Genomic DNA, 17,374 nt, shown 5'->3' on the forward strand with positions numbered 1-17,374 from the left:
TTTTTATTTGCTTAGAATCCTACATTTATTCCCAATTGATATGTTTTAGCCAGCGGGTAATTTCCCTGGTCAACACCCAATGTCGTGCTTCCCGGTGTTGACCCCACTGAGGTGATCTCTGGATCGATACCGGAATAATCCGTAATGGTAAACAAATTTTGCCCCTGCACATAAATCCGGGCACTTTGCAAACCCAACTTTTGCAGCATTCCTGCTGGTAAGGTATAACCGAGCGTCAAATTCTTTAAGCGGAAATAAGATCCATTTTCGATAAAATAGGATGAGGGTTGTTGACTTCGACTGTCATTGGCATCTAATATAGGTAATACGGCATCAGGATTATCTGGTGTCCATGAATCATTTAGCATCCGCAAACTGCGGTTGCCCGCTTGATTATTGAAGTCAACCCAACGTTTTACCATATTTAAGATATCATTTCCTTGAACTCCCTGAAAAAAAGCAGATAGATCAAAGTTCTTATAGCCTAGATTAATATTCAGCCCATATGTAAAGTCTGGGTGCGGATTCCCTATAAATGTGCGATCATTATCGGTGATCACATGGTCTCCGTCTAAATCCCGATATTTATATTTACCCACCGCAGCATAACCGGGATAAGCTGGCCCATTTGCTAAATCATCCTCATTCTGATAAATTCCATCAATCACATGACCATAAAAAGAATATAGGGGTTGTCCAATGGTGGACCGTGTCCAAACATAGCTACGAATATTGGGGCCTAGCAATATAGCAGATTCATTGCTGTTTAATTTAACAACCTTGTTCTTGTAGGCCGAGATGTTAGCACTAACTCCGTAAGTGAAATCATTATGGCTACGATTTTGGAAATTTACCGCAAAATCAATCCCCTTATTATTCATTTCGCCCACGTTAACAAATGGCACCGTAGCGGTTCCTTGTGTTGCAGGTAATGCCAATTGGTAGAGCATATCTGATGTCGTTCGGTTATAAACATCCAAATTAAAGCCCAGCATTCCGTTTAAGATCGTCATATCCAATCCTATATTCGTTTGCGTTGTTGTTTCCCATTTCGCGTCAGGATTTCCGAAAGCACCTGTATCAAAACCAGGTTTTACGGCATTGTTCGATCCGTCAATGGCGTAAGAGGATTCATTGAGTGTAGAACGATAAGTATTAAATCCATTATAATTCCCGATTTCTTGATTACCGGTTTGGCCCCAACCTGCGCGAATCATCAAATTATCCAACCATTTCAAACCCGATAAGAAGCTTTCCTGTGAAATTCGCCAACCACCACTAAAGGCGGGGAATGTCCCATAGCGATTATTACTTCCAAATCGACTAGAACCGTCCCTTCTTACCGTGGCTTCTAATAAATATTTATCCTTAAGACTGTAATTTACTTTTCCGAATAAGGAGAATAAAGCCCATTCGTACCGACTGCCGCTATTGTTAATCCCCGCTGTACCGGAATTAAGGTCCATAAAATCCGGATCTTCTGAAAAATAGGTTGTTCGGATCGCTGAAAAATCCTCACCAAATCCTTTTATCGCTTCTGTGCCTGCCAAAATATTCAAACTATGGATTTCATTAAAAACCTTCTTATAATTCAATGTATTGGTCCACGTCAAATTAATATCATTGATATTGGCCTTGGTCATGGAGTTTGCCGCCTCAATTTCCGCTTCTTCTCGATCCATCAGTACGTAGTTCACCCGATTGGTGTTGGTGTAATCAAAGCCAACACTTGTTCGTCCGGTGAGCCCTTCAATGATATCTACTTCTGCGAAAACATTACCGAAAGCCCTGAGTGTTTTTGCCTGATTGTCTTTTGTGCGATAAAGCTGTGCAACCGGATTCGTAGCCGGCCCTAAGCCGGCAGCTCTCGTCGCAGCATAATTCCCCATGATATCATAAACCGGTATAATAGATGGAATTCGATACGCATTCCCAATAGGATTACCATCTTGGTTATTGGTAGTGCTTGCCGTTCCATTGTTATAATAGTATCCTTTATTCTGCGTATAACTCACCTCTAAATTTTCCCCTAAACGAATAATTTTCTTGATATTAAATTCGGTATTGGAGCGGAGTGAATATCGGTCGAACGAGGTGTGTTCAAGTACACCTTCTTGATTTAGATAATTGAGTGATAAGGCGTAGCGACCTTTATCAGAGCCCCCTGTAGCACCAAGATTGTATTCTTGTACAAGGGCGGGTCGAAGTATTTCCTTGTACCAATCGGTACCTTCTTTGTTGGCTCGGACGATTTGGTAGAAATTATCTGCATCATAGCTATATAAAGAAGGGTCTACCCGAGGATCTCCTTCAAATAAACCATAGTTGGAACCAGCCAGGATATAATCGGGTACAACCGGATTCGGACCATTGCCATATTGTTGATGCGATGGGTTGCCATTGGTCAAGATCCCTGCATTCCGACGTTGCGTCCATAGCAGTTGACCAAACTGCAACGGATCCCTGATCAACCCTAGGTTAACATGCCCCGTTTGTACACCTACTCGCGTATCAAATGTTATCCTGGAATCGCCCGTGCTTCCTTTTTTGGTTGTAATAATAATAACCCCATTGGCGGCCCGCGATCCATAGATGGAGGTGGAAGAGGCGTCCTTCAATACTTGCATTGATTCGATATTGTTCGGATTAATGCTATTTAGCCCTCCTTTTGTGGGAACACCGTCAATAATATAAAGTGGGTCATTGTTATTGATTGTACTGAAACCCCGAACCCGAACGGTGGCTTCACCTCCTGGTGTACTGTTGTTGGTTACGGTAACACCTGCGGCTCTTCCTTGCAGTTGTTGCGCCACATTGGGTGCCTGCACTTTGGTAAGTTCCTTCACATCCACAACGGAAACAGCTCCTGTGATATCCTTTTTAACTTGTGTCGAATAACCTGTTAACACCACTTCTTCCAAGGTATTTAAGTCTTGATTGAGTGTGACATTCAAACTTGTTTGGTTACTAATGACAATTTCTCGCGTTTGATAGCCAACGGAGGTAAAGACCAATATGTCCTCTTTTTTGACAGACAGGGTAAAAGTGCCATTCGCATCGGTTGCGGTTGCTCTACTACTCCCCTTTACACGAATGCTCACGCCCGGGATCGGATTAGGCGGTTCGGCATTATCATTTACAATTCCTTTAATCACAAAATCTTGTGGCCGATTAAACGCGTGATTACGCGCGATAACGAATGAAAAATTAAATAGACAGCATAGCAATGAGATGCTTAAGCAGATCCATTTAAAGGTACGGGATCTTAAATGTGTTCTGTTCATACGGTTTTAGCTTATAAGTGATAAAATGTTTGAATTGAGTTTTAGTACGGACGTTTTGTTACGTTTTGACCTCCTTTCTTGAAACTTATAAATAAACATGTAATTATGATAATTAACACGATTCAAACGCACTCAATAGGGATTTTGAAGCATAGTAACTCACTGAGGAAATAGATCTATTTCCTTTGAATCCCTATCGTAAATTTTTTGTTGAACAATCAGCAAAAGCCCTCACGAACTTTTCACCATTGCTTTATCCCGTAGCTAATACCAGGCATAATTGGTTAAATCAGTAGAATCTGACGAAAACAAATATAGCGATTTTATTATCGCATGCAAGACAAATCGCTTTTTACTTAATAGCAAGAAATTTAAGTGATCTTAAGAGCAAATTTTCTCCAAGAAAAAAGATAAAATACCGCGGTCTTTAAAACAATATTTTACTATATTTGAACCAATAGCGCAATAACATCTAAGAATCTATCAATAACGTTTTAAACTTTAATTCTTTTATCATGCAAAAGCTAAAATTAAATCTTCCCCAGTTTGGCGAGATTTTAACACGAGAACAATTGAAAGAGATCACGGGTGGTAATGGTAGTGGTGGAAGCGGAGGTGACCAACGTTGCTTCATTAAATGTAATTTCGATGATTTCGAGTATAAAAAAATTGCCGATTGTAGTGGCTATCACTATACGGACGTATGTTCTGATGGTTATTTTCACGATTGCTATTGCATTGACTAACAAGTTGTCAAAAAATTTCGGTATAAGGCTATCATATCTATTTTTAGGATGGCTTTATACCGTTCCCTAAAAGCCGTAAGAGTGCCTATATTCCAATCAATTACCTCTGAAACAGCAATATATCTAATCAGATCAGATTTTACTATCACCACTCAAGTTTATCTGTTAAAGTAAATCATAACTATCCAAAATATTTTTTGGGCACAAAAGACTAAATTGTAAGTTGTATATACCTTTTGCATCTTTACTGTAGTTGTTCTAGTTAATAACCTAAAAAGGAGTTACAAAAAAACATACAATTGTCCAAAACATTCATTATTTGCAATCCAACTACTTAGTAATTTTATATCAAAAAACAAAGTGAACTTCCGATAACGTTTATTATTCCATGTACACTCGGCTGTCATATGGTCCATGACGACAGCGCATTTATTACATAAAAAAGTTGTAAGCGAGGTATATCGATATTTTATAAGCGATTAATACCTGTTAAATTTTGTCAATTCCCCCGCATTACCGCTCTTGAAATATTTCTTCCCAATCTCTTCAGAAGACTTGCATCTTCGGTTATGATCTCGGCATTCCCTGTCATCCCTATTTTAAGTCTGATCCCGGTATTTTCTCCCCTTAAAAAGAGCTGCACCCTGGATATATAGGTGCTGTCGCGGTAAGGCACATCGGTTATCATGAGGATCTTCCCTTCAACCTTGCCATATTCTTCGTACGGATAACTGTTCATGCTTATCAATACACGTTGTCCGTTCCTGACCTTGCCCATATTGTTCTGCCCCACATGCATTTCGCCGAAATAGTTCGTGCTTTTCGGATTAATATAGAAGATCGGTTGTCCGGCCTCTATGTACTGTTTCTCCTGTACAATACCCGAAAAGACCAATTCCCCGTCCTGCTGAGCGATCAACACGTATTGCTGCTTCCATTTTTCCATCTCGCTTATAATGCTGTTCAAGGCCTGTACGAAGGAAGTCTGTTCTGTTCGTATTTTATTTTCCAGCTCGACAAGCTCTTTACTACGGGCCGTCAGATTGGCCTGGCTTGCCAATATATTAGAACTTATCTGCTGAAGCGGCTGCTGTTTGGATAGCAATGCAGATTCCTGCTTCTGCATTTCCATCGGTGAAATAACTTTTTTTTCTGCCAATATGCTATATGCCTGATATTCTTTCTGTGCCAAACGATAATCCTTTTCGTATAGAGCTTTCTGCTCGCCCAGCCTCTTTTGCTGCTGCTTCTCGTAATCCATTTCCTTTATCAGATAACTCTTTTGCTGCAGATATAAGCCTCCTTTAATTGCCGATTGGTAATTGGTATATGCACTGTAAAAAGTTTGGTAAGAACCCTGAAGTTCTCCCAGATCAAGATTATGAGGTGCGTCGAGCGAAAAGAAGGAGGAGTCCAGTCCGTTCCTTAGCTTTACGAGCTTTTCTAAGAGATCCAGCACCTGATCATGTTTGCCCGAGCTTTCCATCCAGGCAAGTACCTGCCCGGACCGCACCTTTGTCCTTTCCTTTGCAAGAAGCTTGGACAATGTGCCCGATACCCTGGGTACGACTGCTTTGGGAGCGTTTATGGCATTGACCTTGATACCGGCATGTACAATGTCGGGATATCGGATAAAGGCCGACATGGCCACAATTGCCAATAATATGAAAAGCACCAGGGAGATGCCCCATTTCAGCAGCCACGATGGAGGTTTGGATATGATGTCCTGTAAATCTTCGGTATGGATTTCTTCCGATCTTTTATTTTTTTTCATCCCGATTTTTTTTAATTGCCAAGCTCCAACTGATTCTTGACCAAGCGATAATATTCGCCTTTCAGCTTTACCAGTTCGGCATGGGTACCCTGTTCAGCAATGGTTCCCCCCTCAAGCACCACAATGTTATCTGCATGGCTCACGGTGCTCAGGCGATGTGCCACGACAATGACCGTTCTGCCAATGAAAAACTCCTTCAGGTTATCGATGATCACCCGTTCATTCCGTGCATCCAGAGCATTGGTTGCCTCATCGAAAAGAATGAACTGCGGGTCTTTGTACACGGCACGGGCGATCAGCAAACGCTGCCGCTGTCCCTGGCTGATTCCCTTGCCCGCTGTTCCGATCCTGGTTTTCAGTCCGAATGGCTGTTCTTCTATAAAGTCCTGCAGGTTGGCCATGCGGATGGCATAGCGGACACGTTCCACATCGGGAAACTCCTCTCCGACCGCTATATTGTTTTCAATGGTATCGGCAAAGATGAATCCGTCCTGCATCACCATCCCGCAGCCGGCACGCCATACCCGGTGCGAAACCTGATCCAGTTTTGTGGAACCGAGGAGTATATCTCCCTTTTCTGCTTTATAGAAACGCATGATAAGCTTCAGTAGAGTCGTCTTGCCACTACCGCTCATGCCCACCAGGGCTGTTGTTTTACCTTCGGGGATATCCAGACTTATATCGCGCAGGACAGGCTCGTTTCCCGCACCGAAATAGCGGAATGTGATATTTCTGAGGTACAGCGAACGGTCTTTAGGTATTTCCTGTACCCAATCCCGGTCAAGAGATTCCTCGTCTTCCTGTGTAAAAATCTCATTGATCCGTTCCAGACTGATTTTGGCGTCCTGGTATTGCTGGATAAAAGTCAGCAATTGCTCTATCGGGCTGTTGACCATACCGACCACGTACTGTACGGCCATCATCCCGCCCAGCGTAAGATCGCCGTCGATAACGGCTTTGGCGCTTATGAAGGTGATAAAAATATTCTTCAGCTGGTTTATGGCCATGGCACCGGCCTGTTGATACTGGGACAATGCCAGGCTCGCCACCTTGAATTTAAAGAGCCTTGCCTGGATGGTTTCCCACATCCAACGCTTCTGTTTTTCGCTGTTGTTGAGTTTGATCTCCTGCATGCTCTGGATCAGTTCCACGGTCACCGTTTGATTGTCCGAACCGATTCCGAACCGCTTCTGGTCCAATGCACGTCGCCTTTTCAGAAACAGCAGTATCCACGCCGTGTAAAGAATGGCGGCACCGGCAAAGATCAAAAAGATCGTGCCGTTGTAATAGGCCAGCACAAAACTGAAGACGAAGAGATTGACAAAGGAAAACAGGGTATTCAGTGAAGAACCCGTCAGAAAGCTTTCGATCCGCTGCTGATCGGCCATCCGCTGCATGATATCTCCATGGGTTTTCAGCTCGAAAAAACTCAGCGGCAGTTTCATGAGTTTGATCAGCATGTCGGTAAGAACGGCAATGTTAATTCTGACACTAATGTGCAGAAGAATCCATGAACGGATGAACGAAACACCTGTCTGCCCTACAAAAAGCATCAACTGAGCTATCAGTATTAAATAGACGAAGTGGATATCCCTGGTGTTGATGCCAATGTCCACTACGGACTGTGTAAGAAAAGGGGTGATGAGCTGGAGAATGGTTCCCACCAGCAATCCGAAGAAGAGCTGAACAATCAGTTGTCTGTAACGGTAGAAGTACTGCAGCATCGATCCCCATCGGAGGCCTTCGCCGGGAACGTTTTCATCCGGATCACTCTCATAGAAGGCGGGAGTCGGCGCCAGTAAAAGGGATATGCCGCTGTGGAGCTCTTTATGCGCATACCAGTCGTCCGTGAACTCTTTTGTTGTCAATTCCCGGAGTCCCCGTGCAGGATCGGCAATGTAATAATTTCCCTTTTTAACTTTGTATAGCACCACGAAATGGTTCTGTCTCCAGTGCAGGATGCAGGGCAGGTCAATTTCCCGGAGCTGTTCCAGTGTCAGGCGCACACCCTGAGTCCTGAAACCCAGTTTTTCCGCTCCTTCGCTGATCCCCAACAGGTTTACCCCGCGTTTATGGGTCTGTGTCAACTGTCGGATATAATGAATGGGAATATTACGTTTATAATACTTACATATCATCCGCAAACAGGTTGCACCGCAATCCATTATGTCCTGTTGGTGAAAAAAAGGGAATTTGTTCAACATAAAAGTGATTTCGAATCAGATCTTAACGGCTATAATCAATACTTTAAATACTATATTTAATCTAAAAACTAATCAGTCAAGCCATTATCTTTGCTTGGATTTTATCGATGGATTTTATACGCGTTAAATAGGCAACCAATCATCATTCTTTCTTTAGAACAACTACAATTCGTCTCTGAACATCAAGATCCACTTTTCCTTTACTTCAAAACTCCTCCTCATTTGCGATATTAAAACAAATTGTAGCCTTCGCAGGAATAGCGGTTCATAAGCCACTTTCGTGCTTATATAAATATCATGCATGTCTCGAGAAACACTTTAAATCAAAGCTTTTACGTACTTAACCAACACATGCTCCGACTTTTGCAGGACAAGCTCTAAAACATTTTCTATCACATCATTCGATGGTGATCCGAAGCCTTTGTTCGGCTGCTATCTCCTTGTATTTTGCTTAGGCGTTTCATATACTTTATCTGTTTCAACCGGAAAGCTTCAATCTCCATATATTTACCCTCTAGGAAAACAAACTAGGCCGATGGGATAGATATTTTGATAACTATTATCACGGTCTTGAAGTGTGACTGCTGGCACTAATGTTCCTACAACTTTTTATCATTGCCTCTAATTCTTCACAACATAAATTATTATTGCTACACTGCGAAAAATCACAAATCAAGAACTAATAAAAGAAATGTTCTATATCCTTTAACTGGTAACCTTCGGGCATTTCATATCCGTTGATAAAAAATGTAGGAGTAAACCTTATTTGCATCGACTTACACCAACTGTTCATTCTATCGACTTCATCGTTTTGTTTTTCCAGATCTTCTTTAACAGGAAATTCTTTACCAAATATTTCATAATTCTTTACATTTGCATTATGCCAGTAATCTAGTGCTTTTTTTAAAGTCTTCTCGTTTTCATTTTTTGCTATGGCCAGTATATGTTTGACTGGAAAAGAACTCCTTTCGTTAGCTGCGCTGAAAATAATTTGAACGTTTACATTAAGATTACTGCTAATAAGTCGTTCTAAATCGATATGAGCGTTTGAACATGGTCTACAATATGGGTTGCATATCATTACTATAGTATTTTTTGCGTCTGGATTTCCTATGGTGATCCCTAATTCGTTTGTGTCACCTATAATTTGCCGTTGTTTTTTCAATATAGCATTAAAAACGTCTTCGTTATACTTGAGTTTTGCTAATTCAAACTTTTGTCTTTTAAGCAGCTGATTCTGTTTAAGCAACGGTATTAATTGGACGATAATCGCCAATGGTAACAAAAAATTGACTGATAACATCACAAAAATAGGCCAAGAAAAACTAGTAGCTGCTATATTTGTCCTCCATAGCAAAATAATAAGTAACTGCATAAATAATACGCCTTGTACGCCCAAGCACAAAACACACCATTTTTTCACAATAAATTTTTGATAGTAAAGTGAAAATGGAATATATCCTGCCACAAGTATATGAATCCACGAGGAAAAGAAAAGTGCGTCCTTTCCCATCACATCGGCCATAATTTGGGTTATCAACAAACAACAGAAGTAACAAAACCCTAATAAACTCCAGCTAAACCCGAATATTGAAGAGCCATTTGAAGTTAGGACTGAATTACAATTTCTTTTTTTTGACTTTTTACCACATACTTCTTGTAATACTGAATTTTGATCATCAATCTCATACCATATTAAAAGACCGGCTATGCCCATGCCGATTAGACTAAATAAAAAGTGGGATATGGAAAGTAAAGCATTCCCTTCTCCTCTAATGAGTGTTAAAATACAATAGATGATAGCTAAAAATGGAATGATAAACAAACTATAACTCAAGGAAACTTTAGTTAGAAATTCCTTATGTAAAGCTTGACGATAATTTTTTTGTCCAGAATTTACATTGACATTTGCAACCAAGACGACGTTCTTATAAACTGAAGCAAATTTTTCTTGAGTTACTGTAACATATTTATTTTTGTCAGGCTCAAAATAAGTGACATGATTATTAGACGAGTTCCTAATAATACTGAACACATCTGCTCCCGAAATGGGGTCTTTGATTAGCGCTACACAAGGTTCGGAAAGTTCATTTAATTTATCTAGTGGCAAGTTAAATGCCCAATTGGGGATATTAAAGCTGTTTAATACATCACTTAGACTCAGCAAGCTAGGGTAACTAGGATGATTTTCTAAAGAGTTCCTTAAAGTACCTGTTGTTATAGGAACACGTAGCAATTCTGCAAAATTTTTACCAATTGTAACAATATTTTTTTCAGAATAAACTAATTTTTTATAAAGCTGAAACATATTTATTTTGATGAAACGACAGATAAAGTTTCGATGGGCCATATTTAATTCAAAAGTGCTTCAATATACCTCGCTATTCTAATATATAGCTCCAATAAATACTTTGCACTTTTCGTAAATTATTATTTGAGCTATTCATTTTTGGGGAATAACTATTCGTTGGTATATTGGTGATGAAAGGATACATTGTAAGTTTATTGCTTGTAATCGAACAAACCTTGGAAAAGAAATCATCATTTTCGACAAACTGCTCTTCCAAAATACTTTTAAAGATACTACGATATATAATAAAAAAGTCAAAGTAAGTTACAGAATCAATCCAAAATAGGTTTTCAGTCACTGGCACGACATTCGTAAATGAACCAATACCTCCAAACAGCAAATTAACACCACTTGTGTTAGCCTCTATAATGCAATTAACCAAAAAGTCTTTATTATATACCTCGGTAAAGAGGTGCTTTTGGCTACATACAACGATAACATCGTCGTGCTCACCTGCACTTTGAATTGCCATTATCATGCCATTCCACATACGTTGAGAGAAGGACTGTGTTTTGTTCTTAAAAAAAAACCTAGTTACATCAAATTCTGGCTTATCTGAGAAGTTTTCCATTGCTCGCTCCTCAAAATCATCGGTAATTATTTGATAAACTGGAATACTAAGATCATCTAGCTGCCTATCTTTATTTTTCTTCATCTAATCTGAATTTTCTGTTATAATACTTATTAACTTGCACAAGATTACCTAATCTATTTAAGGAATGCTTAAAGATTCCCTCAACATAGCCTTCGATAGCATTTTTACTTGTAACATCAGAATAACCGAATTCCTTTTGTATGGACACAAAAGGATACATTAAATATATTCCCGTACTTAAATTAGAAATTTTTATATCGGCGTTCCCTTTTGTATTTCTAAAACAATCAATCAGACGATCAAAAAAAGTTCTAAAGAAAACTGTACATTGAAGTCCATTGAATTTATCAATCCAAAAAAGACTATTAGTTACCTGAACGGCAAAACTAAACCAACTTACTCCTCCCAATAGAACATCGGCATTCAATCGTTTAGCTGTCTCAATAGATCGAAATAATGCTTCTTGATTATAATCGTCAGTAAAAAAATGATCATCTTCACACACTAAGATGTAATCGTCTTCAGGCTTAACTAATTCTGTAAATATGTAAAACAGTGTCTGGTTCAATCCAACAGCCCCAACCTCATGCCTGAAAGCATTAACAAACTCAACAGTAAACTCCTCTCGGCTTTGAAATTGGCTTTCTACACTTTTTCTTCTGTCAGTTCTTTCCGACAAATTAATGATAAACGTTTTAATTTTCATTATTAATTGACATTTATAAAAAACAAAGACTAGGGCTAAAACTATGTCGCCTCATTAGAACCCTTTTGTAAACCGATGATTTGCCCTTCGTCGTTGCAACAAATATCCAATTCAATAGGAAGATATCTTTTAATTTCATTTCTGTGGCAAAAAGAATCTCTTTTTATAATTTCTCGCCACTTGGGAAAATGAATATCTAGGCATGATAGTGAGTCAAAAGGGATAAAATATTCAGCATTTTCAAATAAAACTTTCTTATATGGCTCGCAATAACTCATAGGAAAAATTTCCCCTCCTACATATTTAATACTATGTGAATCTCTATTAAACAACCAAATATCGACGAAAGGAAATGTATGTTTATAGCCTGCGATAGGTATGCCAGATTTAGACCATACTTTGTAATATTTCCATTTTTGCTTTCCAAAGGTAAATTCTTTTAAAATCAAATCATTATGGTATTCAAGTGCCGTCAATAATTTATGAAGATCCATGATATCCAGCGCTAAATCGACATCATCATCCCAGGGTATGATACCCCCATGACGAATATGGCCTAACAACGAGCCAGCAAATAAAATAAGTTTAAAGTCAAATCTAGATGCAAGGGAGCTTAAAGACGTCAAAATCTCCCTAACAAGTTTTAGATCGCGATCCGAAAATCTTGGTGTAGTCATCAAAGATTTAAATATCTCCTGCTTCCTGCAAAAAGGGATATCTAAAGAAACATCTTTTATATCAAAAAAATTCAATGGATCTATATAAACATCTATTTCATTATCAGCGGAAAGTTTCAAAACCTCCTCGTCAACCCCCTGTCTCAATACAGCTTTTTCCATTAATTTTTTAGCACCATTTAAACTGATAAAATACACATCCATACCCCAATGAATACCGAGAAAACAAGGTTTTGGCATTTCAATATTTACATGTTGAAGTTTATCAAAAGGGAATATTACATCCCAATCCATAGTTCTCTTTTCTCTTATATATTGATTAATATTCTGTAAAGGAACTGAAATACTGACATTTCTTTCGAGAATGACGGCATATGGTACTTTTTTTTTATGTATATAATTCCAGATATTCCAATGCTTAGCATAACTCCAACTTTCATCTGTAGACAAATCGAAACCAAATTGCTTTCTCATATACGAGGTGTCTGTTTTAATGAAAGGAAGAGAATCTAATATATCCGAACGGCGAAAAATCAGTTGGTTAAAGCTACTTTTTGAAGATTTTTCGTAATATATATTATCATAAGTTATTCTAAAAATGTGCATTATATCTTTGAAAGATTTTTAATTCGTTCTATTATTATGGTAGTTGAAATCCCTTTGGTGTAAGGTAACAAGATTAGCTTATTTTTTTCAATGAATAGGTTCATTCCTTTGTTTATATGTGCCGAGTCCCAGTCTAAGAGATCATCACCGTGAAAAAGGTAGTCAAATCTATCCACAAGATCATAAGTAATCTTATCTGGGTGAGGTTCTACCTTGTCAACATATAAACATGACGAAACTACAATTTCTCGAAGATCATAATCTATTAAAGGTTCTCTTTTCTTAAATTCTTTGATTTGTTTGTTGGTTGATAAGAGTACAGTAAGAGTAACGTAAACATTATCCTCACCGAAGTGATTTTTAACTCTTCGTAGAAAATTAATATGACCGGCGTGGAAAATTTCGGCGCTCATATTAGCAGCAATTTCTATTTTTTTCACGTTATTCTATAGTCTATTTAAATAAGCAGTTTTATACTCACATAACTTAACAATGAACAGTAACCTATGTGTATCTTAATTAGAATTCTGTTTTCTACGACTGACCTCCCGAATTCTATTTATCAATTTGTTATTTTGGTCAGGAATAGGTCTAGGAGCATTAAGATCTCTAACAACATGTTCATTATCTAGGATCAGATATCTAGGAATTTCTCTAATATTGAAGTATTTAGTCAAAGGAGATTGAGTACCATCTGTCAAAACATATTGATTCGATGTCACGCCGTCTTCAAAACATGCTCTTTCCCAATTCTTCAAATTATTATCAACAGATATCGATATATACACATAGCTTTCATTTTGTAAACTACGTCTAGACTCAGAAGATAACAAATTGTCGTTTCTACATGGAGCGCACCAGCTTGCCCAAAAGTCTATATACAAACCTTTATTCTTGTTAAGAACAAAAAGGTCAAAAAGAGAAATGACACTTTTGGTATTTAACTTTACAAGTTGCGTTTTCTTTAAAACATCTAATGGTATTAAATTTCCTACGAGAAAAAAATCGTTATAAAAAGAATCCACAAATTTAAACCAAGTCGATTCTTTCCCTATCTCCTTTCTTATACGAAGCAAATTTTTTCTCAATTCATTAGAATTTGTCAAATTCTCGCTTTTCTTTATAAAAAGGCTTAACATGTTCAATTGCATAAAGTCACGTACGTGCTTGTTTTCTACACTATTGATCTTGAGATAAATATTATCTAACCCTAATTGTCTCTTCTCAAGTAAAGTGTAATAGCTTACTAGTGCTAGCATGAAAGATCGTGAGCAATAGCTTTCAGCGAGCATCTGTTGCTCAAATTGATCAACAAAAATTTTATTGAAATCTACGTTTGCCTCATTAGACTTTGCTAACGCATCCAAAATATAAAATACTTTTTGATAAAAAGCTTCCCTAAGTTGATACTGATAAAATTTTTCCGGTATTTCTTTAGTCTCATAGAAATGTTCTATAAAAGCAACTTTCGAACTATACCATCGATCAATTTTATTGCAATATAGAATAAATGAGTCACCCTCATTAAATTTAAAAGTACGCTCTTTCATGACAAACTTTTCTTGCAATAGGAAAGGGAGATTATAACGATCGCTTTTATTGCCACTAAAACGTACAACGCTTCGACCTTTGACTGAAACAACTGAGAAATCTAAAGAATCACCTGGAACAACAAATATTTCTGTAGTTAAACCTGATATTTTAAATTGAAGCCAAGTAGACGAGTCAACATTAAACTTCAAATAAACCTTTTGATTTCGCACTTCACTTCGGACAACCAACTTCTCTGAAATTGGCGTCAATCCATATACAGGGGGAAAAGAGACAATACGAGCATATTTAACTCTGGGATCGGTTATATTTCCTACCAATTTAACTTCTGTGCATGCCCCCTCGATTGAAACGAAAGTTAAGATAAAAAAAAGTATTTTCTTTAGAGACATAATCGATAATACAACTTCAAGTATCTCGGTAAAAAATCTCCTCACTCCATTCTATTAAAGTGAGGAGTAAACTATACATTTTCCGTTAAGTAGTGCAAAAACATCTTGTCCTTTCATCAGTTGATCCGCAGGCATTCAAAACATCTGACAACTCACACGAATCGATATCGCTCCAAGATCCATCATCTGTGCAACTTACTTCACAATTGCTACTGCTTCCGTCGCTACCATTATCTCCTCCCACAATTCGTTGTAATTGCTCTCTCGTCAAAATCTCTTTAAATTCAAGTAAATCTAATTTAAGTTTTTCCATTTTTTTAATAATTTAAATTTAACACTATTCATTAGATCTGTCAAGTAGATCAGCCTTTTCTTTAGTAACTCCTCGAGTCGCGTCTGAAATTTTATTAAGAACTTTAAGGAAAGAAAATCACTTCATTACACATTAAGGGATATTAGTAATTAACAATAGCTTTTTTTGGTTTTTATTATTTAATCATCACAATTTAACAATTAGTTCAGACAATTCAAAACATTTGTTTATATATATTAGTTATAGGCTCATTCTGCTTGTGTAACATTGTTATTTCCGTAAAAAAATATAAAGGCATAATAACAGGACTAATGAGTACTCAAATAAAAAACGGAGTGAGCGACATGTATTTTTTTTTCATCACCTCTGATAAGACAAAGAAAGGTCTGTTGGCATCTTTAGCAATCTCAAAACAACCCTCACCTTCCAGATAAACGGCTCGGTCTTTTTCGTTAAATTTTTCAGGAAACGTCAATATGGAGCCGGCATTCAGCCAAACTTTTGTTCCGTCTTCCAAAACGATTTCACTCCGTTTTCCGTAAGGTACGCCAATTGAATTATAACCCACCTGCTCGTTTTGTGAAACATGCTCTTGTTTTACAAATTGTTTGTAAACAACCAATGTATCGTGAAGCACCCGTGTTTTTTTATCAGCGTTGATAAATTGCACATCATCTGATTTCGAAAGGTATCCTTTATTAATAATCGCAACCTTTTGAATATCAACCTCCGGTATATTGACATGATATAAGTAAAGAGCAGCACCGATCAGAAAAAGCACGATAGCGGCCATCAAGCCTTTTCGTAGAGAGGGAGTTGTATTTTTCCGAGGCTCGATCGTATGGTGAATTTCATGCCAAAGCGCTGCATTTTCCTCTTCCGAAAAAGATGCATTCTTGACGTTTTTTACTGTATCGACAATCGCGTTGGCCAAAAATGCCTGCTTATCATCGCTAGGCATGTTCACGTCTGGTTTATCCTCATTCAAAATATCTTCGGCCTTTTTCTTTCCCATTTAAGATTGTCTTTTATAGGTAAGAGTAAAGCAGTTAATTTTTATAGACTAAATTTTTAATTTTTTTTCAAAAAAACGATTTAATATTTGACAAATAATGAGACGCATACTATCATAAAAATTTCAAGTTTAGCTTGTAAATCGTTATCTTGTTTGCGTCCTTTCATCGAACTTTAAAGTCAAGAATTTCTTTTGAATTAAACAACCACCAGCCTATTTTAACAAGACACAGGACAAGACATGCTAGGTACTTCTTCGGGGTGAGTCCACATTGGGTCCAGGGTGAGTCCAGGTTTTTAAGGTAAAAACCTGGACTCACCCTGGATAGCAGATAGATAGTATTTGTAGTAAACTCGAAGCAATTACCTGAAAAGTACAATTATGGTGTTGGGATAGATTACAGAGGGGAGAAGAGATCTCAGAAGCGATTAAAAACACTAAGACAAATCTAAACAAATTTATTGCTGGATCAATATAACTAAAATCAAGAAGCAGCTAATAACGAACATTAGATAACAGAAGGCAAAATACCTGCACTAGTGGTATGTCTTCTACATGCTCTCGCAATTGCTTGATTGCACGATATATTAACGTGCGACAGCTCGCGATAGAAATATCAAGCATACTTGCTATTTCCTCATATGACAGCTCTTCATTAAATTTCAGGTAGATGATTTCCTTTGACGTGCCGGCAGTCGTTTGATCAGCTGCTGAAGCTTAACAACAAGCTGCCGATCTTCCTCTTTTTTGATCCATACGCTTTCTGGACTCCATTCTAGATCAAAGGGATAATCTAATCGCCCTGCGAGCGTTTGATTTCTAGAATCTGCTTTTAATCGAGCCAAAACACCATTTCGTAAAGAAGTAAAAAGATAAGAAAGCGGATTAGCCGCTGGATTCAGGTTGCTCCGGTAATGAAAGAGGTTGACAAAGAGATCATGTAAACAGTCTTTGACCACATCCCCGTCGGAATGGTACTTCAAGCCGAAAGCAAAAAGTCGGTCTACGTAAAGCTTATAAATATTTTCAAAAGCTTGGTCATTGCCATTGATAAATGCTTTCCAAAATGTGCGCTCTTTTAGATTATCCATCTCCATATCAAGTTTGATTATCCAATCAAACAGCTTGAAAAAAATATTTTGCCAAAATAGCAAACAAAAA

14 protein-coding genes are annotated in these 17,374 nt (G+C 37.9%); 1 reads left to right on the plus strand and 13 read right to left on the minus strand.

The window, feature by feature from the left end:
• Positions 1 to 11: 11 nt before the first annotated feature.
• On the minus strand, positions 12 to 3,284 hold the full coding sequence (locus RYH73_RS13055; protein ID WP_335313877.1) for a SusC/RagA family TonB-linked outer membrane protein: 3,273 nt from the start codon (positions 3,282 to 3,284) through the stop codon (positions 12 to 14).
• 515 nt (positions 3,285 to 3,799) lie between these two features.
• Here RYH73_RS13055 and RYH73_RS13060 point away from each other — a divergent pair.
• Positions 3,800 to 4,030, plus strand: a complete 231-nt coding sequence (locus RYH73_RS13060; RefSeq protein ID WP_335313878.1) for a hypothetical protein — start codon at positions 3,800 to 3,802, stop codon at positions 4,028 to 4,030.
• A gap of 499 nt (positions 4,031 to 4,529) precedes the next feature.
• Here RYH73_RS13060 and RYH73_RS13065 read toward each other — a convergent pair whose 3' ends face one another.
• From RYH73_RS13065 to RYH73_RS13115, 12 genes are all read right to left on the minus strand, one after another.
• Complete coding sequence (locus tag RYH73_RS13065; protein ID WP_335313879.1) at positions 4,530 to 5,804, minus strand: HlyD family secretion protein; 1,275 nt, start codon at positions 5,802 to 5,804, stop codon at positions 4,530 to 4,532.
• 11 nt (positions 5,805 to 5,815) lie between these two features.
• Entirely contained in the window at positions 5,816 to 8,008 is a 2,193-nt protein-coding gene (locus RYH73_RS13070) for a peptidase domain-containing ABC transporter (protein ID WP_335313880.1), read from the minus strand.
• 679 nt (positions 8,009 to 8,687) lie between these two features.
• Entirely contained in the window at positions 8,688 to 10,316 is a 1,629-nt protein-coding gene (locus tag RYH73_RS13075; protein WP_335313881.1) for a vitamin K epoxide reductase family protein, read from the minus strand.
• A gap of 73 nt (positions 10,317 to 10,389) precedes the next feature.
• Positions 10,390 to 11,013 carry a hypothetical protein gene (locus RYH73_RS13080; protein WP_335313882.1) on the minus strand — a complete coding sequence of 208 codons (624 nt, stop codon included), beginning with the start codon at positions 11,011 to 11,013 and terminating at the stop codon, positions 10,390 to 10,392.
• Complete coding sequence (locus tag RYH73_RS13085; RefSeq protein ID WP_335313883.1) at positions 11,000 to 11,659, minus strand: hypothetical protein; 660 nt, start codon at positions 11,657 to 11,659, stop codon at positions 11,000 to 11,002. Before RYH73_RS13085 ends, RYH73_RS13080 begins: the two co-directional genes overlap by 14 nt.
• Before the next feature lie 41 nt (positions 11,660 to 11,700).
• Positions 11,701 to 12,810, minus strand: coding sequence for a LicD family protein (locus RYH73_RS13090; protein ID WP_335313884.1), 1,110 nt, complete (start codon positions 12,808 to 12,810; stop codon positions 11,701 to 11,703).
• 131 nt (positions 12,811 to 12,941) lie between these two features.
• Positions 12,942 to 13,382 (minus strand): adenylyltransferase/cytidyltransferase family protein, encoded by a 441-nt coding sequence (locus RYH73_RS13095; RefSeq protein WP_335313885.1) that lies wholly within the window; start codon positions 13,380 to 13,382, stop codon positions 12,942 to 12,944.
• A 75-nt stretch (positions 13,383 to 13,457) separates the two neighbouring features.
• Positions 13,458 to 14,885 carry a TlpA family protein disulfide reductase gene (locus RYH73_RS13100; protein ID WP_335313886.1) on the minus strand — a complete coding sequence of 476 codons (1,428 nt, stop codon included), beginning with the start codon at positions 14,883 to 14,885 and terminating at the stop codon, positions 13,458 to 13,460.
• A gap of 85 nt (positions 14,886 to 14,970) precedes the next feature.
• On the minus strand, positions 14,971 to 15,198 hold the full coding sequence (locus tag RYH73_RS13105) for a hypothetical protein (protein WP_335313887.1): 228 nt from the start codon (positions 15,196 to 15,198) through the stop codon (positions 14,971 to 14,973).
• 319 nt (positions 15,199 to 15,517) lie between these two features.
• Positions 15,518 to 16,213, minus strand: a complete 696-nt coding sequence (locus RYH73_RS13110; protein ID WP_335313888.1) for a FecR family protein — start codon at positions 16,211 to 16,213, stop codon at positions 15,518 to 15,520.
• A gap of 495 nt (positions 16,214 to 16,708) precedes the next feature.
• On the minus strand, positions 16,709 to 16,888 hold the full coding sequence (locus RYH73_RS26685; protein WP_442946086.1) for an RNA polymerase sigma factor: 180 nt from the start codon (positions 16,886 to 16,888) through the stop codon (positions 16,709 to 16,711).
• Positions 16,876 to 17,304 (minus strand): RNA polymerase sigma factor, encoded by a 429-nt coding sequence (locus RYH73_RS13115; RefSeq protein WP_335313889.1) that lies wholly within the window; start codon positions 17,302 to 17,304, stop codon positions 16,876 to 16,878. The genes RYH73_RS26685 and RYH73_RS13115 overlap by 13 nt, the downstream gene beginning before the upstream one ends.
• Between the last annotated feature and the right edge of the window lie 70 nt (positions 17,305 to 17,374).

Origin of the sequence: Olivibacter sp. CPCC 100613, from assembly GCF_036959255.1 — a bacterium.
GTDB lineage: Bacteria > Bacteroidota > Bacteroidia > Sphingobacteriales > Sphingobacteriaceae > Olivibacter.